Source organism: Rothia nasimurium, from assembly GCF_928392795.1.
Classification (GTDB): domain Bacteria; phylum Actinomycetota; class Actinomycetes; order Actinomycetales; family Micrococcaceae; genus Rothia; species Rothia nasimurium_F.
This window is the reverse complement of the sequence record NZ_CAKMTJ010000005.1, coordinates 1-21,235: the sequence shown is the minus strand read 5'-3', so window position 1 is coordinate 21,235 and position 21,235 is coordinate 1. Positions and strand designations below refer to the sequence as shown.

Below are 21,235 nucleotides of genomic sequence, written 5' to 3'. Positions count from 1 at the left end.
ACGGTGGAGGTTAGAGACCGAGCTCGTCCAGGATCGGCAGGTGCTTGCGCGCTGCTTCCTTAGCTTCTGCTGAGGAGATCTGGTCGAGGGCGTCGTTGGCGATCTGCTGGGCCTTTTCGGGGGTGACCGACTTGAGCACGGCGGAGACAGCTGCCATGGCGCCAGCGTTCATGGAGAGGGTGTCAACGCCCAGGCCGACGAGAACGACGGCCAGTGCGGGGTCGGCTGCTGCTTCACCACAGACGGAGACGTACTTCTTGACACCGGCCTTGGCGGATGCTCGCTTGGCGCCTTCGACGGTCAGCTTGATCATCTTGAGGACGGCGGGCTGCCAGGGGTTATTGAGGTGGGCCAGGTCGCCGAGCAGGCGGTCTGCTGCCATGGTGTACTGTGTGAGGTCGTTGGTGCCGATGGAGACGAAGTCGACTTCACCGAGGATCGCTTCAGCGTTGACGGCTGCTGCGGGGGTTTCGACCATGACGCCGCGGGTTGCCAAGCCTACTTCATCAACCATTTCCTTGAAGCGGCGGGCTTCTGAGGTGGTTGAGATCATGGGGGCCATGACCCAGATGTCGGCGTCGGAGCCGTCGGCTGCTGCCTTGATAGCTTCGAGCTGGCGTTCGAGGACGCCGGGCACGGTCCAGTCAGTGCGGTAGCCGCGGACGCCGAGGGCGGGGTTCTCTTCTTCCTTGACGTTGAGGAAGGGCAGGGGCTTGTCGGCGCCTGCGTCGAGGGTGCGGACGACGATGTGCTGGCCGGGGAAGGCGTCGAAGACGGCCTTGTAGCTGGCAGTCTGGGTTTCTACTGAGGGTTCAGCGTCGTGGCCCAGGAAGCCGAATTCGGTGCGGAGCAGGCCCACGCCTTCGGCCTTGAGTCCTGCTGCCTTTTCTGCGCTCTTGCCGTCGCCGACGTTGGCGTAGAGGGGCACGAGAGTGCCGTCTGCCATGACGCCGGTACCGTCGAAGTCGGGCAGTTCCTTGCGGTTGGCGTACTTTTCGGCCAGGTCGCGGTGCTCATCGGTGACCTCGGTGTTGACGGTGCCTTCGTTGGAGTCAATGTAGACTTCGGTGCCGTTTTCGATGTCGGTGACGCCCTTGGCGGCAACGATGGCGGGCAGGCCGAGGCCGCGAGCAAGAATCGCGGTGTGGGCCTGGGGGCCGCCGTCGGAGGTGATAAGGGCGACGACCTGCTTGGGGTCAAGGGTGGCGGTGTCTGCCGGTGCCAGGTCGATAGCTGCCAGGATGAAGGGCTCAGCAGAGACGGGGATGCCGGGGGCCTGCTGGCCGGTCAGTTCGGCGACGATGCGGGCGCGGACGTCGTGAATGTCGGTGACACGCTCGGCCATGTAGCCACCCAGGGCTGCCATCTGGTCAGCGAAGGCTGATGCGGCTTCCCAGACTGCCAGCTCGGGGGCCTTGCCCTGCTTCTCAACAATCTTGATAGCGCTCTTGAGCAGGGCGCGGTCGGTTGCCATCTGGGAGGTGGACTTGAGCACGGCCTTGCCGTCACGGCTGGCGTGCTCGGCGCGTTCCAACAGGCCGTTCTTGACGGTCTCGGCAGCTGCCTTGATACGCTCGGCGGCCTGCTCGGGGGTTTCGTCGGCGGAGAGCTTCAGGGATGATGAGGGAGCCTTGATGGGCTCGGGCATCTGAAGGACTTTGCCGATAACGCGGCCGGCGTAGACGCCGACACCCTTGTAGATAGTCATAGTGTTTTCCTTCTAAGAGGTTGAAGTGATTTAGGCAGTTGCCTCGACCTTACGGCCTGCAAGTGACTTGAGAACAATATACATGAGTGCACCCACTACGGTACCTGCGATAGCGGCCACAAGGAACATGAGGGGGTTCTCAACCAGGGCGATGATCCAGACACCACCGTGGGGTGCGGGTGAGGCGACGCCTGCGCCCATGGAGATAGCACCGGCAACGGCTGCACCAACAACGGAGGACGGAATCACGCGCAGGGGGTCGGCGGTAGCGAAGGGGATGGCACCTTCGGAGATGAAGGAGGCACCCAGCAGCCAGGCTGCCTTGCCGTTTTCGCGTTCGGGGGCGCTAAAGAGCTTGGGGCGGACGGCGGTGGCTAGGGCCATGGCCAGCGGGGGTACCATACCGGAGATGATGACGGCCGCCATGACCTGCTGGGAGGCCAGGGTACCGGCGGAAAGACCGGCGGTGGCGAAGAGGTAGGCTGCCTTGTTGACGGGGCCGCCGAGGTCGAAGCCCATCATGGCACCCAGGATGATGCCCAGCAGGATAGCTGAGGCACCGGTCATGGAGTTGAGCCAGTTCTCAAGGGAGGTGGTAACCCAAGCCAGGGGGCCACCGAGCAGGAAGAACATGAGGCCACCGGCGAAGAGGGTGGCAACCAGCGGGGTAATGACCACGGGCATCATGGACGCGAGCCAGCGGGGCAGCTTGAGCAGGGAGAGCCAGTAGGCGCAGAGACCTGCGAGCAGACCGGCGACGATACCGCCGAGGAAGCCACCGCCGACCATGACGGCAACAGAACCGGCGATGAAGCCGGGGGCGATGCCGGGGCGCTGGGCCAGGCCGTAGGCGATGTAGGCTGCCAGAATCGGAACCATGGCTCCCAGGCCGAAGGCACCGATGGTGTGCAGGGCAGCACCCAGGTAGAGGGAGAGGGGGGTGTCGCCCAGGTTGGTCAGGGAGGCACCGGAGAGGATGGCTTCGGTGTCAACGTCCCCCAGGTTGGGCATGGTGATGGCTTCGAGCATGAAGCCGATAGCCAGGATGATACCGCCCGCTGCCACGAAGGGAATCATGTAGGAGACGCCGGTCATCAGGGCCTTGTAGATGCGGGTACCCCAGGAGCCGCCCTCTTCTGCAGTTTCAGCGGAGTCGGCTGCACCTGCGGCAACGCGCTTGCCGTTGGGCTTCTCAGCTTCGGCAAGGGCTTCTTCAATCATGGCCTTGGGCTCGTCGATACCGCGCTTGACGGGGGCTTCAACGTAGGGCTTACCGGCGAAGCGTTCGCGGCCGCGAACAGGCAGGGCAACGGCGAAGACGACGGCGTCAGCTTCGTCAATCTCGGCCTGGGTGAGCTTGTCGCCACCGGACGAACCCTGAGGCTCAACCTTGAAGTCGTAGCCCAGCTCTTCGGCGGCGTACTTGAGACCGTCGGCTGCCATGTAGGTGTGGGCAATGCCTGTGGGGCAGTTGGTCACAGCTACAATCTTCTTGCGGCGGGCGGGGGCTTCTGCTTCAGCAGCAGCGGCTACGGAGCCGGACGCGGCGTCCGCAGCGGGTGCCTCAGCTGCCTTTTCGCGCAGGCCCAGGGCCTCTTCAACAAGAACGACGACCTCGTCGGCGGTCTTGGCTTCGCGCAGGGCTGCGGTGAAGGACTTCTTCATGAGGGAGCGAGCCATCTGAGAAAGAATCTTCAGGTGGGCTTCGTCGCCGTCTGCGGGAGCCGCGATGAAGAAGATGAGGTCGGCGGGGCCGTCCTTAGCGCCGAAGTCGACGGCGGGGTTGGGGCGGGCCATAGCCAGGGTGGGCTCGGTGACTGCTTCACTGCGGCAGTGGGGAATAGCGATACCACCGGGGATGCCGGTGTCGGTCTTTTCCTCGCGGGCACGCGCAGCGGCGTAGAGGGTCTCAAAGTCGGTGGCGCGGCCAGCACCTACGACGGCACCAGCTAGATGCTCGATGACATCGAAGCGGGTCTCGCCGAGGTTCTCATCGAGGCTGATGAGATCCGCAGTGATGAGAGCAGACATGTGCTCCTCCTCGGATTGTGTTTTAGGGTTTTGAGAATGTGGTTCGGTTGGGGTTTAGAGGGCCAGCTCGCGCAGGGTGACTGCTTCGGGCGTGGTTGATTCTAGGGTGGGCACCTGGGTGCCGGGGAGGGAGGCTGCGGCTGAGCCGTGGGCTACCGCCTGCACCAGGCATTCGGGCAGGGTTTTGCCCTGCTCGTGGGCAATCAGGAAGCCGGCCAGGGAGCAGTCGCCTGCGCCCACGGTGGAGCGCACCTTGATGGGGGCGTGGACGGCGTGCCAGGCACCTTCTGCTGTCACCAGCACGGCTCCTCCCCCACCGAGGGTAGCAAGGACCATTTCGACACCTCGGTCGACCAGTTCCTTGGCGGTAGCTGCGGTGAGTTCGGGGCTGGCTTCAAGCTCGTCCGCCATCTCGATTTTGCCGACCAGCTCAGCGAGTTCTTCGGAGTTGGGCTTGATGAGGTTGGGCATGCCGTCCAGGCCAACGAGGGCGTCGCGCAGGGCTGCACCGGAGGTGTCAACGGCGATGCGGGGGGCTTTCTCGCCCAGGGACTCGCGGATTGAGCGGCCCACAACGGCGTAGTAGTCGGAGGGGACGCCGGCGGGCAGGGACCCTGCCAGCACTAGCCAGGAGGCCTCGATGGTTTCCTTGATCATGAGGCGGGTTAGCTGCTGCTGGGCCACATCGTTCAGGGGCTCACCGGGGGCGTTGATCTTGGTGGTGGTGCCGTCGGGCTCAACGATGGTGATGTTGGAGCGGATCGGGGCGCCGATGGGCATGTTGACGAAGGGCACCTCTGCCTCTTTGAGGCTGGCCAGTACGGGGTCTTCGTTGTCGCCGGGCAGCACCGCTACGGTTTCGAAGCCGGAGATGTTGAGGGCGCGGGCAATGTTCACGCCCTTGCCACCGGGGTCGGACACCGCCGCGACGGCGCGCTGAACGGCACCGCGCTTGATTTCGTGGTTCAGTTCCACGGTGCGGTCCATGCTGGGGTTAGCGGTTAGGGTAACGATCATGCGATGAGCACCTCTACGTTGGATTCTTCAAGCGCTGCGGCGAGTTCGCCTTCGGGCGCTTTATCGGTAATGAGAGTATCGATGTCTTCAAGCCCGGCAAAACGCACCAGGGACTCCTGGCCGAACTTGGCGGAGTCGCACAGGAGCACCACGCGGCGGGCTGACTTGACGATGGCGGTCTTGACGATGGCTTCGTTCAGACCGGGGGTGGAGAGCCCAAATTCGGCGTCCAGGCCGTTCACGCCGATAAAGGCGATGTCGGGTCGGATGGTTTCGAAGTGGGCAGCGGCGCGGGTACCAACAGCGGCCCAGGTCATCTTGCGCAGCTGGCCGCCCACCATATCGAGCACCACGCCATCGGCTTCAGCCAGTTTCACGGCGATGTGAAGGGCGTGGGTGATGATGAGGCGGTCGGCGCCTGACTTGAGGGAGAAATCTGCGGCAGCAATGCGGTCGGCGAGGATTTCGATGGTGGTACCGGCGTCGAGAACTACCGCACCGGCGTCCGAGTCGCGCAGCAGCTCGTAGGCACGCAGGGCGATTTTCTGTTTTTCGGGGGTGTTCATGTTTTGACGTAGGGCGATAGACGACTCTACAGAGGTCGACTGCTCTACGGTTACGGCACCGCCGTGCACACGGCGCAGCTTACCGTCAGCTTCGAGGGCTGCTAGGTCACGGCGGACGGTTTCCATCGTGACTTCGTAGCGTCTAGCCAGGTCTGCGCCGTTGACACGGCGTGCAGAAGCTACAAGCTTCGCTATTTCGGCACGTCGTTCTTCAGCGAACATGTGTTTATCACCTTATACAACTGGAAGGTGGGTCGGGTGACCCTATCTACAGTTGATTTTATGTGGGTTTCTGTGGGCACGTCAATGTAAAACCCACGGTTACCGGTGTATTTCGGTGTTTTGGTTGGGTTTTTCGGTCACTTTCACTAGGGCCAGTGCCAAAACCCAACCGATAGCACACCCTAGGGTGTTGGCGAGGACGTCCAGGGGTGAGCTGGTACGCCCGGGCATGAAGTGCTGGGTGGTTTCGATCGCCAAGGTACAGGCCAGACCGCCCAGGGGCACGAGCCAGGTGCGGGCCGGGCGCAGCAACCAGGTGAAGAGCAGGCCACCGGGCACAAACATGACCACGTTTGACAGCCATTCCACCTGCCCGTAGCCAAACCAGCTGGGCAGCCAGCCGCGGGCGTGGCCGTCCGCAAGTATCTGGGCTAGGGTTTCGCCCGATTCTCCGGAGTCAACGTGGGTGGGCCAGAGGACGATGAAGGCAACGGCAGCTACGTACAGGCAGGTGATGCCCCAGAGAAAGATACGCCCCACTAGGGCTTACCTACCAGCAGGGGTTCCTTGGCCTCTAGCCAGTGGGCCAAACCGGGCAGGTCAACTTCGAAGGGTTCGGCGTTGGCGATAGTGCCGAATTCGCGGCCGTAGGTGGCAGAGAGGGCGCGGCGAATCAGGGAGCCGTGGGAGACGGCGATGACGCGCTGGCCCGGGTAGTCGCGGGCAATCTGGCGCAGCACCTTGATGCCGCGCAGGTAGACGGAGCGTTCGCTTTCAACGCCGCTGTAGTAGGCGTCGGGTTCCTTGCGGGCCTCGGCTGAAATGTCGAGCCCTTCGGCTTCGCCGTAGCCGCGTTCGACCAGGTCGTCGTAGGTGCGGTCGACGGTCAGACCGAAGGCTGCGCCGATAATTTCTGCGGTCTCGTGGGCGCGGGAGAGCGGGGACGACACCACCACATCGAACTCGAAACCCCGAGCCCTAAGAGAGGCAGCGGTCTCGTGGGCCTGGGCGCGGCCGGTGTCGTTGAGGGGAATATCGCTGGAGCCCTGCATGAGATGGGCCTTGTTCCAGTCGGTCTGGCCGTGGCGGATCAGCATGATAGAGGACGCCCGGCGGGCAGGTGCCAGGGGCACCACCTCACCGTTGTGGGGCACCAGCACTTTCTGGCCGGTGCGGGCGGTTTGCAGGCGGGAAATCAGCATGCCGTGCACCACGATAATCAGGTTCTGACCCGGGTAGTCGGCTTCAACCTGGTCGAGGGCGTCTTCAACGCGGGCAAGGAAGTCGGTAAGGGGTTCGATATCTGCGGTTTCGTTTTCTACCGTCTCCCAGAGGGCGGGGTTGTTCTGCACGCCTTCGAGGTCTTTGAAGGAGCGTTCTGCTAGACCCGGGTAGGAGCCGAGGACGGGTAGGCCCAGCTCGTCGGCGATAATGGCACCGGTTTCTGCGGCGCGGGAGAGGGGGGAAGTGACGACGCCGTGCCAGGTGAAGCCGGGGTGGGCGTCCGCTTGGGCCTTGGCGTATTCAAGCACGTTGTGGGCGGCGGCAAGCGCCTGGGCGCGGCCGGTGTCGTTGAGGGGGATGTCGCTGGACCCCTGGAGCTTGTGAACGAGGTTCCAGTCTGTTTGTCCGTGTCTGATGAGTACGCTAGGCATGGGGTCTATTATCCCACCCGGTAGTGCCCGTTTCTCTACCTACTAGAGTATTTAGTGAGCTATACGACACATAGCTATTTCGGCATACACAACTTCTAAGTAGGACATCATGAAAAAGCTCCCTGTCGCTTTTGCGGCACTTTCCCTGTTAGCGTTCACAGCATGCGGTAATAGCACCGATTCAGCTACTTCTTCTAACACCGCAAGCCCATCAGCAGTAGCGAGCTCTTCCGTCTCAGAGTCCCCTACTCCTTCACCCACCGAGACCGAAGACACGATTACCCATATTCAGGATATCCCTGAAGGCTCAAATATTACGGCCAGGGTCACCGCTAACGGAGCCTACCGCGTAGCCTACGATGATGCAGACGGGAATATGGTTACTGAGAAATTCGCTGAAGCTACCCCTTTCGAGGTGACGATACCCAACGTCACTAGCAGGTGGAGTATCCAGGCAGATAATCCTTCAAACGGCGGTGCCACCGAAATTAAGTGTGAAATTCTTGTTGACGGTGAAGTTGTAGCCTGGCAGACTCAGGCAGAAAATGAAAACCAAAGTTACCCGACCACATACTGTGCGGTAACCGTAGGAATGAGTAGATAGCAATTAGGGCTACAGGTGCAACACCTGTAGCCCTAATTCTTTATGTTAGGGATGCACACCCTGAACTAGCTTTACGTTCCCATTCGAAACCGAGTAACCACGCCCTTGTGTCAGTTCAACCGGTGACTTTCGGGGGATTTTAGCGCCCAGTAGATCTCCATCCATATCTACGTTAGGCTGTAGCAAAATGCCACATTTTGCCTTTCGTAGATTCTTTGTCCAGTGGTTATAGAGGGTTCGCAATTCGTCAGACCTCCCTGCCGCAATAATGCAAAGCCCTGCTGGTGGATTATCTACGAGATTTCCGATAGATCTGTCTCCATCTGCAAAGTTCTCTGCATCGTCAATGAGCAAGACGGTAGGCCGGGTGATGAGACGCAGTTGTGCTGTGAGCGCTGGAATTTCAGTTTCGCCCACCGCCAGATGGTCAAAGTCTGCTGACGCCAGCGGGGACCGGCGGGAACAGATAGCCCATATATCAGGCACTTCACTGCCCTCTGCTGTATGCGCTTGTTCTAGGATTTTCTTGAAGGCAAGGAGCATAGTTGATTTGCCCGAGCGGGCAGAGCCTGCCACAAGGATATGCTCCCCTTCATAGACGTCCAAGAACACAGGGCGGAGGTCTTGCTCCCCCAAGCCAACCGGTATACGCCACGGTTCCTGTGAAAGATCTGCGTGGGCTCCTAATTCATCTACGCTAATGGAATCAGGGAGCTGGCCAATAACTTCAGGTTTAGGCTCAGCCATATGCCACATTTGCTGAACCTTGCTCACCGCTTCACCAAGTGAGGTGTCGGGGGTAGCAACATGCATTTGGAGTAGTACTTCACTGTTAACGCAGCGCCCAGGAACCGGGGCAGGTATGTTCTTTCCCTTGACACCCTGACCTGAGTAGTCATACATGTCAGCAAGCCTAAAGAGCCACTTCTGGGTTGTTACCTCATCCATGGCAATAGGGATAGTTTTGATACGAGGGGTTGCTACGGCAAAGTGCATACCGAGAGCAGGGCCCTCGGTGTAGGCTCGGTAAAGTAGGTTGAGCAGTACCTGACCGTCATAGTCATCGTACTCATCTCGCAAGCTAGCTAATCCGTCAATAAGGATCAGCATGGGCTTGCTGGTCTCTGCACTTGCTCTGCGCCGCTCCAGTTCTTCTTGAAGAAAGCGCATAAAGCGAACCCGTTGTTCTTTTGCTCGGACGCCGTGCCCTACGTATGCGACGGTATGCGGTAACAGTTTCAGGTCTGAGAGTCCCCCATGCCCCAGGTCGAGAATAAGAAGGTCAAGCTCAGAGGGCGACCGATGGCGTGTAGAGGTCAGGGCAAGAGAAGCAAGGGTGGTGGTTGTTCCGCTGCCGGGGATACCAATCAGTAAGAGGTTTCCCTGAGACAGGTCCCAGCCAGCAGGGACCTGGCGTTGTAAATGTGGCTGGTCAGCCAGAGCTATATGTAGTTGAGTTCCGGTAAAGGAACCCACTGTTTGTTGTGTTTTGCCGAGACCTGTGGTGATGGGAGCGGAGAAGCCATCTAATGCAACTCGACGATCCAATGCTTCTGGCCAAACCTGGCGAGGTTCTTTAATGGCAAGTTCTTCGTGTGCTTGGCAGATGGCATCGATAAGAAGGTCAAGGTCATTTTCTTCAGAGAGAATCTTGGGTTTTTCGATGAGGGGTTTAAGGGGTATGCCAAAGATGCTGGATTCACGGATTTCTAGCTGGCTGGTGCCTTCTAAGGGGGTTTGCCCTGTCACGAGGGCCGTTTGTACAGCACTGATATCTTCTTGCCCCAGTTTGACGTAGGCACGGCCCATTTGGCTTCGTTCAATAGCTGAAGCATCAGGTACCCCGATAACGTTGGATGAGTCTTCTTTGCTCTGCACGCGCAGGGCTACTCGGAGGTTTGTGTTGGCGAGGATATCGTCGTTGACTACGCCGGCAGGTCGCTGGGTCGCAAGAATCATATGGACGCCCAGGGTGCGCCCGACTGCCGCAACGTTAACCAAGGATTGGAGGACGTCGGGAAAATCTTTAGCGAGCATGGCGAACTCATCAATGACGAGGAGGATGCGAGGCATAGGTTCTGGCGGGTTGGTTGCCATGTAATCCTTGATATTGTCGACACCTTCACCTGCCTGTGAGAAGAGTACCTGGCGGCGGTGCATTTCAGCGTCCAAAGCCCGTAGAGCGCGGTCTGCAAGCTGTTCATCAAGGTTGCTGATGGTGCCGATAGTATGTGGGAGCCGTTCGCAGGCTTTGAAGGCAGCCCCACCTTTAAAGTCAATCAAGATAAAGTTCAACTCTTCAGGCGAGTTGCGGGCAGCTAAACCTGCCACGAAGGTGCGCAGAAATTCACTCTTGCCTGATCCAGTGGTTCCTCCCACGAGGCCGTGCGGACCATCCTTCACAATATCGAGTATGACTTCCCCATCATCGCCTATGCCGATAGGGGCGGAGACTCCAGTTTTAGCCTTCCAGAGCTTTTGGACTTTCTCGGAAGTTGCTGGAGCTAAGTTGAAGAGTTCAGGTGCTCTGACCAGGCGGGGTAGCGCAGCGCCCGGAATGATGAGTTCGGGATCTTCAAAGTGTGCTAGACGCATTGCTGCGGCACGAGCTTCTGTTAGCTCAAGCCCAGCTAGAACAATGTCTTCAAGCAGAGTTCGGGTTGCAGGCTCAAAGATATCAGCTTCAGCGTCTTTTCGTACCCGTACGATACTGGTGCATGATGCAGGTAGCTGTTGTTCAGAGTGCGCAAGTACAATCCCAGAGACAATATGATCTGCTTGTTGAGTTCCCTGCCCCAAAGCTTTGGTGGGTGTCTGACGCCCGTACCCTAGCAGGTCGCGGGCAGGGGCGTCGCGGCCTTCTGTAAGTACTTCAGAATCTAAGACGAGAACTACGGCAGGGGTTATGAAACCTTCGATGGTTTGGTGGATGCCGCGAAGCATCTCGGTACTTTGTTGCCGTCCCGAAGCCATCCATCGGCCGCCAGATACGTTGCCTGCCTGACGGGTATGGGGTAGCCATGAGGCCCATCCCCAGTCGTCTTCTTTACCTTTATCGCAGAAAATTCCCAGGGTGAGGTCTGCGGGACCGATATGGGTTGCTAGCTGGGTGACGAGGCTGCGCGCTAGAGCCAGGCTTCCTTCTCTATCGCCTACGATACCTACAACTCCTCCCCTATTGAGGTTCGCCATAAGGGGTGCACCTTTAAGTTCAAAGGCGTCATAAATTTCTTTGACTTCGTCCTCTAGATCAGGGTTAGCGCGTGATTCAAGCTCAGGTTTCCACGGCTTATTGCCGGTTCCGATACGTGTAAGTAAGAAGTCTGCGGAGTCAAAGCGCCGCTGCCATAGCTGGGTGGTGGGCACCGAGCTGCGACGTAGGATAGACGCGTTATCGGGGGTAAGCTCTTCACGCCGTGTGCGTTCAGCGTCAGCGGCCTCTTCTAAGTTTTGTTTAAATTTTTCGAGAGCTTGGGTGAAGCGTTCTTCTTCAGCCGCTAGTTCTTTTTTGTATCGGTGTTTTCCTTCAAACCAGGTACCGATCATAACGAGAGGACTCAGCAGCGCAAATACTGCGAATTTGATGTTGCCCATGATGGCGACGAGCGCAATTGCCATGACGATAGGGGCCAGCACCATTGCGACATTGAAACGAGTATTTTCAGTGACGCTCTGGCGTTGGGGGGCAGCTACTTGCGGGGGCAGTTCAGGCAGAGCAGGTCTTGGTGGGCGGTTGAAGGGGGCAGTTCTCGCCGGTGTCAGGTTATTGAGACTACCTGGTATAGGCGCCTTAGACTCGTGGTCTTGCGCGTTGGGTTGGAAGAAGAGAGTTGTTCCTCCAGCTTGCACCTCGGCGGCTTTGCTGAGAGTAATCGTTTTGTAGGCCGGGAGCTTTTCACCGTTGAGATAGGTTCCGTTGGTTGAGCCACTATCTTTAATTTCTAAGCCAGCCTGGGTAAGAACCACGGTGAAGTGCTCCCACGATGCGCTTTCGGTTGGCAGGGTGATATCTGCTTGGTTTGAGCGCCCAAAAACCATAGGTCGGGTACGGGTGACAGGTTTTACGACTCCGGTATGGGTGCCACCGCTGACACTCACAATCCAACCAGAAAGATCTGCTGCTTTGGGTATGGGAGAGCGCGAAATACGCGACCCTTCAAGCAGGGGTAATTTATCGAGTGTCTCTGAAAGTATAGCTGCGTGCGTATCGATAAAGAGACTCTCAGAATCAGCTAGCTGCGGGCCTCCTACAGCTTCGACAAGTTCTTTGAGAGTTGTACTACTGCGCCAGCTATCTATTTCTACCGAGATGTTAAGAGAATCAATATTAATGTGAATGCGCATGCAGGTTGTTTACCTTGAGCTTGAGAGTGATAGGGATAGCAGAAACGATTGTTTTTTATTCGGTCATATCAAACCAGATAATTGGGGTATAGCTGTTTTCACCCGGAATTCGCAGGTTCACATCACCTACGGTTGGTGAGAGAATTAGCGGATCGGCTGTTACTGCATATGGTTGGACGAAGCTAAGGCTGGGGCCTGTGATTCCGTCTGATGCCATTAGTTCAAGGTCCGTCATTGCTTTTTTTACAGCCTTAGCTTCAGTGGTACCAGCATGTTCTACAGCTCGAATTAGCGCAACCGTTGCATCGTGGCTTCGCGAATCTGCTGCTATAGCAGTTTCACTGAATGCTTGGTCGCCTAAGGCATTTGTTGTTTCGGGGGACTCCGCTAAGATTTTCACCATCTGAAGGTAGGCTGACATAGAACGCCCTTGGCCGTCTGCTTGTAGGGCAACGGAGTCGCCCGTATTGTAGCCAAGGCTTAAGGCGTTGATAACGGTTGAGTCGTTATCCTTCATGAAGGCTTCGTTGAATGCTGGGCTGGTGGCTTCATAGCCTAGGATAACTTCAGCGCGGGTACCTGCTTCTTGGAGGGCTCGCAGAACTCGTGCCTGCATATACGAATCTGTGTTGATAAAGATACTGGCGGCGTCACCAAGCTCCGCAGTTTGTTCTGTGATGTCTCGAGCCAGCTGAGCTATGTCTGTGGAGCTGTCCACGGTGATGGTTTCTTCAGCTGGTATCTCAAGGCCTACAAAGTTTTGTTGGTCTATACGGATTATTTTTTGGGCTGAGGCGGTGTGAGTCTTCATCAAGGTGTGTAGAGCATCGTCGGCTGGTTGCAACGACCAGGCTTCATGAGCACTTGGGGCGTAAGGGAGAATAACGGCAATGCCTAGCTCCTGTGCCTTTTGGAGTGCAGGTTCTATATGCTGGCCGCGTGAAGCGATGATAATGCCTGAAACGCCTTGGTGAGCTAGCGTCTCTACAGCCTGAGTAGCGCCGTCAGCGGTGCCCCGATCGTCCTCGGTTATAAGTGAGATGTGTGCGCCCGATCTGTTGAAACGTTCAACGGCGACTTTCGCGCCAGAAGCCGCATCGTTCCATTCTGATCCTTCAGCATTTTCATTGCCGATGGTGACGATAAGGCCGATAGAGGCTTGGCGGGCTTGTTCCGAGGTGGTGAGGGTAACGGGAACGGTAACTGCGACAGCCTCATCTTGTTCGATGGAGCTCTGTTTAATGATGGCGGCAGCGACAATGCTTGCGATAAGAACGATGAGAGCGAGCGGGATGCCGATGTTGGTAATTTTCTCTTTCACTTTTAGTCCTCAGAACCAATAGTAAAAGTGTAGATAGTTTTTACGGTGGCTCCTGCAGGCGCTGAAAGGTTGAGATTAGGTAGATGAGACAGCTTCTGGAGCGAAGCTGTGTACTGCGCTTGTTTAAGGCGGATAGCGCCCATGTCTTCTTGTCTGATGACTGCGTATTTTTCAGCGTTTTGGGTTGCAAGCGAGAGCTGGTAGTCAGCGTTGCCCGCTGTGCTTGCGTTATTCTCGAGTGAGCCGAGTAACCCTGAGCCTGTGAGAGTCGTATCTCCGATATCTAGCATGATGTTTTCGAGTTCGCCGGTCAGGATGGTTGAGGCAGCGGCAACGTCTTGGGTTGCGGCGTTGTGGCTTTCTTGGATGCGCTGAAGCGCTGACTGAGTACGCGCATCTGCTTGTTCAGCTTGACGCTGGGCGGCATCGTTCAGGCGAGTTCCTTGCTCTTGAAGGAGAGTATCAGCACGGGTGCTGAGAGTACTTGCGGTACCTGTTAAGTTGGTGACCTGTTGATTGAAGAGGTCGGTGATAGCCTGATTTCCTTCGTTTCGCTGAGAATCGATAGTGCGTGCTTGGGCGCTTAGAAGTTCTGTGATTTCTTCTACGTTTTGGGCAGGAAGCTCAGCGAAGATTGTCTGTAGTGCTAGGTTGAGTGCCTCTTGCTGGGCAGTGAGTTCGTCAAGGCTGGAGTTAAGCGTGTCAAAGTTTGCTTGGAGTTCGGGCATAGCATCTTTGACTGCTTGTATATCGCTGCTGGGTGTTTCGCTAGGTGCTGGGGTGGCGGATTCGCTGGGCGTTGGGGTATCCGGGGTAGCGGTTTCTGAAGGCGAACTGGTAGGAGCAGGGTGCTGGTTGAGAGCAGCTAGCAGCGCGCTGACGCGGTCTTTTACCTGCTGGTTTGAATTTTTGAGGGAGCTCATAGTTTGTGCGGTGGCAGATTCTTCGGATGAAGTATCGGTTGCTACGCGTACTTTGTTCCAGAGGTCGACTTGGTGTTCAAGTCGGGTTTTCATGGGCGCTGCGTACCCTTCAGGTGCTTCAAGTAGGTGAGCGGTCTCAGTCGGGTCGCTACCTGCTGTAGGGCTAGGTGAAGGTTCTGAGGAAGATGACGGGGTGGGGGTTGCTTCAGGAGTGGCAGATGCTGTTGCTTGAGGAGTTTCCGTAGGTAGTAGGACGGACTCATCAGAGGTATCGCAGGGGGTATTCGTTAGGTAGCTGCGAAGTTTGTTGGCTTCTTCGAGGGTAAGTTTGCTGCTTTGAGCGCTGTTCTGATCTGCAAGCGCGCACAACTGATCTGCTAGTTGTTGGTTTTGGTCTAGCATTGAGCCGGTTTCTGAGGTGGTTTCGGTGAGCTCTTTGAGGGCGTCGTTAGAGGTGGTGTTGATTTCGCTCAGCGTATCTTCAAGTGTTGCGAGGTGGGTGTCGGATGACTGAATCTGAGCATTGATTTCTTCTAGTTTTTGTACGAGTTCTTCTCGTGTGGGAGCGCTAGTGCTGTCGCTTGGCGAGGGGCTTGGCTCAGGGTTTTCGGCAGGTTCGCTAGGAGCCGGTGTGGGTTCGGTGGGAAGGGCGTCTATTTGTGCTTGTAAGTTATCTAGCGCTGCGTTTGCTGCTTCGTAATCACTTCGCACTTGAGTCAGGGCGCCAGGCATGAGATTTTCAAGCTGTTCGTTGGTCTCTTGGGCGTAACGTATCAGGTTAGCGTTGAGGACTGCTTTGGAGTTGTAGACCGAGCAGGATGCAGACGAGGCAGCTTCTCCCTGGCAGGTTTCTGCGGTGGGGTTTTCGGGTCCAAGCATAGTGTTGACAACATTGAGCACTTGGTCTCGGCAGTCAACGTTGGCTTCACTGTAGGCTCCGAGCGCATTGGAGAGCTGAACCATGTTGGAGTATACGGTGGAGCCGTTTTCTGGTTGGGCGATGCTGATGTGGCAGGTTTGTGCGTCAAATACCGGGGCAGGTATTTCTTCGCCTTGTCTGCCGAGGAAGTTTTCAAGGGATTCTAGGGTTTGCTGCATCTGGCTGATGAGCTCGTCTTGAGACCCTTGGGCGCTTTCGTCAAGGTTGGTACGTAGGTTTGCAAGTTTTTCTTGCAGGTCGCTGAGCTGGCCGGTGAGCCTGGTGGAACTTTGTTGGAGTTCTTGGATAGTGGATGTTTTGAGGGAGTCTGCGGAACTGTTGAGGCTGCTGCGAATTTCTGAAATTGTTGCGCCTGCGTCTGCTAGGGCTTGGTTGGCTTCAGTGACGATTTCGACAGTCTGTTGCATGAGCTCCATGGTGGAGTTCTGGCTGTCGCTGAAGGATGAGTTAATTGCTCCGGCGGCTGTGAGATCGTTGGTGAATCCGGGGTGTACGGCTATGGCGAATTCAGGTACTTGGAGGTTTTCTGCTTTGAGGTTGACGGTAAAGGTTGTGGTAGAGCTGTTACCGGGGCCTGCAAGGATTTTAGCCCATTGTAGTATGGCGTCACCGTCTTTGTTGGTGCTGATAATTCCGTTGGTTGAGCCGTTGTCAACAGTTGCTTCAGAGACTACTTCGTGCGGTTTAACCCCGGTGAGGGTGGTTGAGGCAGCGACTGAGAGTGGAGCTCCTACGAGGGTGCTTTTACGTTTTTGTGTTCCTGCGACGTCGTAGGTGAGGGTTTCGGGTTGAACGGTGAGGTTTTCGACGGTGATGTTGATGCTGACGTCGCCGGTGTAGCCTTCGAGGTCGTTGAGGTTATTACCTGATGTTTTTTCGGTGGTGTAGCGGGTGGTGATGCGTACGGGGAGTTCGTTAACGACGTCTCGGAGTGTGTAGGTTTGGTTTTCGGTGGACGATTGGCCGTTAGCTGCGTTGAATGAGATAACGGTGGAGTCGATGCTTGAGACTTCTGCTGCATCGGTGAGGGCAACGTTGACGTTTTGTAGGACGTTTGTGGCGTTGGTGGTGCCGGTGTTTTGGGCGGTGCAAGCTGAAAGTACTAGGGCTGTACTGAAGATGATTGCTGGTATCGTCTTTTTGAGGCCGGTTGCGATGCGGCGGTTTGTGGTGGAGTCGGTGCGAGTTGGCATGGTGTTCTCACTTAACGTCAGTGGTGTGTGTAGCGCAAGCTTCACCCCATTATACGAATTTCTGAGCTATTTCACCGCGTAACACCAGCTATTGAAAACTGCCTAATCAGCATCATATACGGGGCTTGTTGAAAAAAGGTTTTGCAAGCCCGTGCTAGCTACGGCCTTCTCGGAGAGAGCCGGCTGGATGTTGAAAAACCAGAAGATGAGGTAAGTAATTCCTGCCGCGAGGAGTGCACCTACGAGCCCGGGGGGGGGTAGTACAGCCCTTTCGCGGCGGCTGGATCTTCGGTGACAACCGCGACGGAGATCACTGCGATGAGTGCGCAGATGACGATGGTGAGGAACATACTGGTGAGGACGATGAGCATGGGTGTCCTTTATGGGGTGAGAGAGTAGGGGGTAAGGCGATAGTTAGGCGTTATTCGGGGAGGATGATGCTTTCGGCACTTCTGTTATTTGGATCCCATTGGATTGGGCCGATCATAAAAGTTAGTTTCTTGCCGACTTTTTGCTCGATTAAATTCGCAAGCTTCTGTATATCTTGGTTCCCATCCGAATCTTTCGCTACTCTGATGGTGCCGCAATCTGATGTGTCTACGTATATAGACATCTTGCTTGAAGCAACTCTTCTTCCAGAACCAGACTTCACAGTTTTGATATGTACTGGGTTTCGGTCACACTCACCACCCAAGAAAATCACATACTTTACGCAACATCGACTAACGCATCCTCAACCACCTCCTGCGGAGTCCGATAACCAAGAGACGCATGCAACCGCCGCTGATTCCACCAGTACACCCAACCCGCCGTAGTAGCCTCCAACTGAGCAACCGAACCAAAGAACCGGCCACGCACCAGCTCAGCTTTATAAGCCCCATTCACCGACTCAGCCAAAGCATTATCGTATGAATCTCCAGTAGATCCTACAGACAACTGAACACCCAGCCGCCTCAACTTACGCGTGTAATCCTCAGCAAGATACTGCGAACCACGGTCCGAGTGATGCACCACCTGCGTCAAATCAGACCCTGACCGCCTGGCTTCAAACAAAGCCTGCTTCAAAGCCATCAGCGGCATCCCCAGCGTATGCATACTCGAGGAAACACCCCAACCCACAATCTTTCGACTGAACACATCAGTGATGAAGGCCGTGTAGCAGAAGCCACTGGCAGTACGGACATAGGTGAAGTCCGCAACCCACAAGCGGTTCGGCGCTTTAGCGGTGAACTGGCGGTTGACCAGATCAGGGCGGTGATCAGGAGCCTTGGTAGCCCTGGTGGTCACAGGCTTACGGCCCCGATGCACACCCTGAATACCAGCTGCACGCATGAGCCGGTAGGTTTGGTCCCGGCCAATAGCCCAGCCTGCCCGTTTCATGGCCTGCCACATTTTGCGCACGCCATAGACTCCATAGTTCTCCTGGTAGATTCTTACCAGTTCGGGGATGAGCAGCTGGTCGGAGAGTGACCTGGCTGAAGCGACACGGCTCATTGCGCGGTAATAGCCGCTAGCCGTCATGAAGCCACCGTCAAGGTGCTCGGATAGGACTCGGCAAATGGGCTCGACCCCGAAAAGATCCTTATAAGTGTTGATGTAGCGGATCATCATCGGGCCGGTCGGTCGAGCTCTGCTGCGAAAAAAGCTGAGGCTGTCTTCAGGATTTCGTTGGCCCTGCGTAGTTCCGCGTTTTCTCGTTTTAGGCGTCTGATTTCGGCCGCCGCGTCACTCGTAGTAGTGATTTCTTTGCCGGTGTCGAGGGCGGCGTTGTTGCACCAGCGGGCCAGAGTGTTGTGGGAAATTCCTAGCCGAGGGGCGATGTCTTTGATTGCTGCGGTTATGGACGGGGCGTCGGGGTGGTTCAGTCGGTCACCGACGAGTCGTACCGCTCGTTCTTTGAATTCTTGGGGGTATTTGTTGGGCATGGTTTTATTATTCCTTCCGGTGGGGTGTGGGTGGAAGGTGTGGACTGAACCCAGTACATATCAGTAAGCCTCTAGTCACAGGCTAGGACGACGCCGACCCAGTCACCGCGGGGATGAAAGAAGGAAGGGATGCTGGTACCCCAATAAGACACCAAGCACCCTGTAACCAGTAACAATCCAAAAACGATAACCGTCAGACCTCTACCTACCGGGACGCAAAATCCACCGGTGAACCATCCACAGCCTTAATATCCTGAACATTGGGGTACCTATGCATAAAATCAAAGCGATTAACTACGAACCTATACCTCTCACCTGGCACTAAGCGATCCGTCGCTTCCCTCATACCCAAACCATCAACCACCGGAGAATAAAACCTCAGTTCCCCACATTCCTCAGTCTCAATGATAGAAGTGGCCGAGGAGGAAGGCTTACCAGCTGAACCGGTTGAACGCACAACGGTCTCAGCAGAAACCACCGTACAGTCAATATCCTTGGTGTAATGAGAATCCACGTATTTTTGCACCGGCCAGGAAATAACTCCTATAATGACGAAACCCAGAAAATACCAAATCCAATTGTCCTTGATGTACCTATATACCTTTTTCATGAACCACACCTACTTCTCAGGAACAAAATTCTGACGCCGAACACTCTCAACACCACCTACATCCTCAGTCACCACACGATACTCACCCTTCACACCGTTGAGCTCACCACCCAAGGTATAAATCTTCTGCCCCTTCACAGGGGATAACCGCACATCACCATTAGTAATCACATGAGCATTAAAAGACGAAGGAGAAACTACAGACCCTTCAGTATGCGTTCCCAAGTTCACACCCTCCATCACCGGAACACTGCGCACCGGGGAATAATGACTAGGACTATAGCTAGCCAGACCACTTTGCAGACCGCCCTTTAGAGCTTCATTATGCAGTTTTAAAGGATCCATATCGTTGAGAGAAGTGCCGTTGCTCATCTCCTGCCCTACATAGTTAAGCCCACCACCTGCATATCCACCAGAAAACTCACTAACAGCAGCTGTCACCGGCAAATGCACAGCACGCTGACCAGGCTGAACATTCCCACCAAAACGAGCATTCAAACCCAACTGCATCTTAGAAGCAACACCCCCCTGCAAACCACCAGAGACAACACCAGAGCCCGTATGCCCCAAAAGCCCACCCAGACTCTTATTCGAAATAGAAGAATCAGTCATATATGTCATCGCATTCGAAGCACCGCCAATAGATGAATTCATAACAACACTCTGGCCCACCATGCCCACTCCACGGCTAGCAACTATCCCAGCAGCACCAAAACCCACAGGAGTAGCAAGTCCGGCAATAGAAGTGTTCAAAGAAGTCCTTTTATAGTCAACCTGAGAAAAATCCCAATCTGCTTCATATGCTTGCATCCCTACGTCTATCACACCAGTGGCAGTCATAGTCAACAGCATGGCAGCACCCAAAGGAGCAAGCGGGGTAAAAAGAAGAACCACACCAACAGCAGCTGTAGCCCCAGCCACCCAATACTGCCAATTATCCTTAAAAGACTCCCAACTAGCAGAAACCTGATGCTTCATCTGTTGCCACACCACAGGAGCAAGAACTTCTGCTTTTTGCAAAGCACTATTTGTCCACTGGGTAGCTGCCTGCGCCCATTCTTGAACTGTCTTAGATAGCCCAGTAAGAGCATTCTGGCCAAGGCGCAAGATGCTAGAAGCCTGAGAGAAAATATCTCCTATATCAAATCCTGCTCCTGGCAGGATAGAACTAGACTGCCTCCCCATAGCACCGAACAAACCCCACGGACCCAGCCCCAGCGCCATAGCACCCAAGCCCCAACCACCCCGAGCCGAACCTGCACCAGCAGAAGCATACTCCCGAAACTCCCCCGCCGTCATCGGAGACAAACCCCACGGATCCACCAAACCCACCGGAGCAAAACCCACAAACGCATACACATTCGCAGACCAACCAGCACCCACCGGCGACACCAACGGATCAGGAGAAATAAACCCACGCACCTGCCGGTCATACACACGAGCACCCAGAATCTCCAGGTCCCCCACGCCCAAGGAACCAGAGGCAGTCACACCCACACCAGCAGTACCAGCAGAACCAGCACCCACAACCAACGGCGAAACACCAAAAGGGGGCCTGACCCCTGGAAAGTAGACACGTCGGGGGTTAGCTATGCTGCTTGGGTCAGTGTAGCTGATGTGAGTGCTTCGAAGTCATCGGGGGCTAGAAGGTTGCACCAGGAGTGTCGTCTGCGTGTGTTGTAGCGCATGCACCATCGGAAGACTTCCTGCCGGCAGATAATGGGATTATCAAAGACTTTCCGATCACGTAGCACTTCACGTTTTAAGGTGGCGTTAAATGACTCTGCCAGGGCATTATCGGCACTAGTTCCCACCGCGCCCATGGATTGGCGCACACCAAGTTGGGCGCAGTGGTCCCTAAACGCCTGTGAGGTGTACACACTTCCATGATCAGAATGGAAAATAGCCCCGTCAAGGCTTCCGCGGACTGTGCTGGCATGGGACAAAGCCTCGATGACCAGTGAGACACGCATGTGGTCTGCGAGTGCATAACCTGCAAGTTTTCGTGAATAGGTGTCAATGACCGTGGCAAGGTACATGTTCTTACCGCCCTTACACGGCAGGTAGGTAATGTCGCCGACATACACACGGTTCGGCTCGTCAGCGGTGAATGTACGGCCTACTAAATCTGGCATGACACGGTGACCAGGCTTACGCCTAGTGGTGATGCATCGAC

15 protein-coding genes are annotated in these 21,235 nt (G+C 56.1%); 1 reads left to right on the top strand and 14 read right to left on the bottom strand.

All coding sequences use genetic code 11. The features are described from left to right. Positions 1 to 10: 10 nt before the first annotated feature. From ptsP to L6963_RS06350, 6 genes are all read right to left on the bottom strand, one after another. Entirely contained in the window at positions 11 to 1,708 is a 1,698-nt protein-coding gene (gene ptsP / locus L6963_RS06375) for a phosphoenolpyruvate--protein phosphotransferase (RefSeq protein ID WP_237195118.1), read from the bottom strand. A 30-nt stretch (positions 1,709 to 1,738) separates the two neighbouring features. Continuing rightward, entirely contained in the window at positions 1,739 to 3,739 is a 2,001-nt protein-coding gene (locus L6963_RS06370) for a PTS fructose transporter subunit IIABC (RefSeq protein WP_237207588.1), read from the bottom strand. Positions 3,740 to 3,793: 54 nt separating this feature from the next. Further along, positions 3,794 to 4,756, bottom strand: coding sequence for a 1-phosphofructokinase family hexose kinase (locus L6963_RS06365; RefSeq protein WP_237207587.1), 963 nt, complete (start codon positions 4,754 to 4,756; stop codon positions 3,794 to 3,796). Further along, positions 4,753 to 5,544, bottom strand: a complete 792-nt coding sequence (locus tag L6963_RS06360; protein ID WP_185174084.1) for a DeoR/GlpR family DNA-binding transcription regulator — start codon at positions 5,542 to 5,544, stop codon at positions 4,753 to 4,755. Before L6963_RS06360 ends, L6963_RS06365 begins: the two co-directional genes overlap by 4 nt. A gap of 99 nt (positions 5,545 to 5,643) precedes the next feature. Beyond that, entirely contained in the window at positions 5,644 to 6,084 is a 441-nt protein-coding gene (locus tag L6963_RS06355; protein ID WP_237207586.1) for a VanZ family protein, read from the bottom strand. Then, positions 6,084 to 7,199: a histidine phosphatase family protein gene (locus L6963_RS06350; protein WP_237207585.1), complete on the bottom strand. Its 1,116-nt coding sequence runs from the start codon at positions 7,197 to 7,199 to the stop codon at positions 6,084 to 6,086. The genes L6963_RS06355 and L6963_RS06350 overlap by 1 nt, the downstream gene beginning before the upstream one ends. Positions 7,200 to 7,308: 109 nt before the next feature. On the opposite strand from L6963_RS06350, the gene L6963_RS06345 reads away from it, so the two are divergent. After that, complete coding sequence (locus L6963_RS06345) at positions 7,309 to 7,803, top strand: hypothetical protein (protein WP_237207584.1); 495 nt, start codon at positions 7,309 to 7,311, stop codon at positions 7,801 to 7,803. Between the two features lie 45 nt (positions 7,804 to 7,848). Here the strand turns inward: L6963_RS06345 and L6963_RS06340 are convergent, their stop codons facing one another. The 8 genes from L6963_RS06340 to L6963_RS06310 form a co-directional block, all read right to left on the bottom strand. Beyond that, positions 7,849 to 12,147, bottom strand: coding sequence for an FtsK/SpoIIIE domain-containing protein (locus L6963_RS06340; protein WP_237207583.1), 4,299 nt, complete (start codon positions 12,145 to 12,147; stop codon positions 7,849 to 7,851). Between the two features lie 55 nt (positions 12,148 to 12,202). Continuing rightward, entirely contained in the window at positions 12,203 to 13,468 is a 1,266-nt protein-coding gene (locus L6963_RS06335; protein WP_237207582.1) for an ABC transporter substrate-binding protein, read from the bottom strand. 2 nt (positions 13,469 to 13,470) lie between these two features. Next, positions 13,471 to 16,524, bottom strand: a complete 3,054-nt coding sequence (locus tag L6963_RS06330) for a hypothetical protein (protein WP_237207580.1) — start codon at positions 16,522 to 16,524, stop codon at positions 13,471 to 13,473. A 239-nt stretch (positions 16,525 to 16,763) separates the two neighbouring features. Further along, positions 16,764 to 16,895: a hypothetical protein gene (locus L6963_RS11805; protein WP_272878948.1), complete on the bottom strand. Its 132-nt coding sequence runs from the start codon at positions 16,893 to 16,895 to the stop codon at positions 16,764 to 16,766. A gap of 337 nt (positions 16,896 to 17,232) precedes the next feature. Beyond that, positions 17,233 to 18,449 (bottom strand): IS3 family transposase gene (locus L6963_RS06325; RefSeq protein WP_237207579.1). Its coding sequence is split into 2 segments (ribosomal slippage): positions 17,233 to 18,170 and positions 18,170 to 18,449, totalling 1,218 coding nucleotides; the frame shifts between segments, so codons are not numbered across the junction. A 205-nt stretch (positions 18,450 to 18,654) separates the two neighbouring features. Next, on the bottom strand, positions 18,655 to 19,059 hold the full coding sequence (locus tag L6963_RS06320) for a hypothetical protein (protein ID WP_237207578.1): 405 nt from the start codon (positions 19,057 to 19,059) through the stop codon (positions 18,655 to 18,657). A gap of 9 nt (positions 19,060 to 19,068) precedes the next feature. Then, a complete protein-coding gene (locus L6963_RS06315; protein ID WP_237225455.1) occupies positions 19,069 to 20,550 on the bottom strand; it encodes a hypothetical protein in 1,482 nt (493 codons plus the stop codon). A gap of 98 nt (positions 20,551 to 20,648) precedes the next feature. Beyond that, a partial coding sequence (locus tag L6963_RS06310; RefSeq protein ID WP_237225454.1) for an IS3 family transposase occupies positions 20,649 to 21,235 on the bottom strand: 587 nt, incomplete at its 5' end.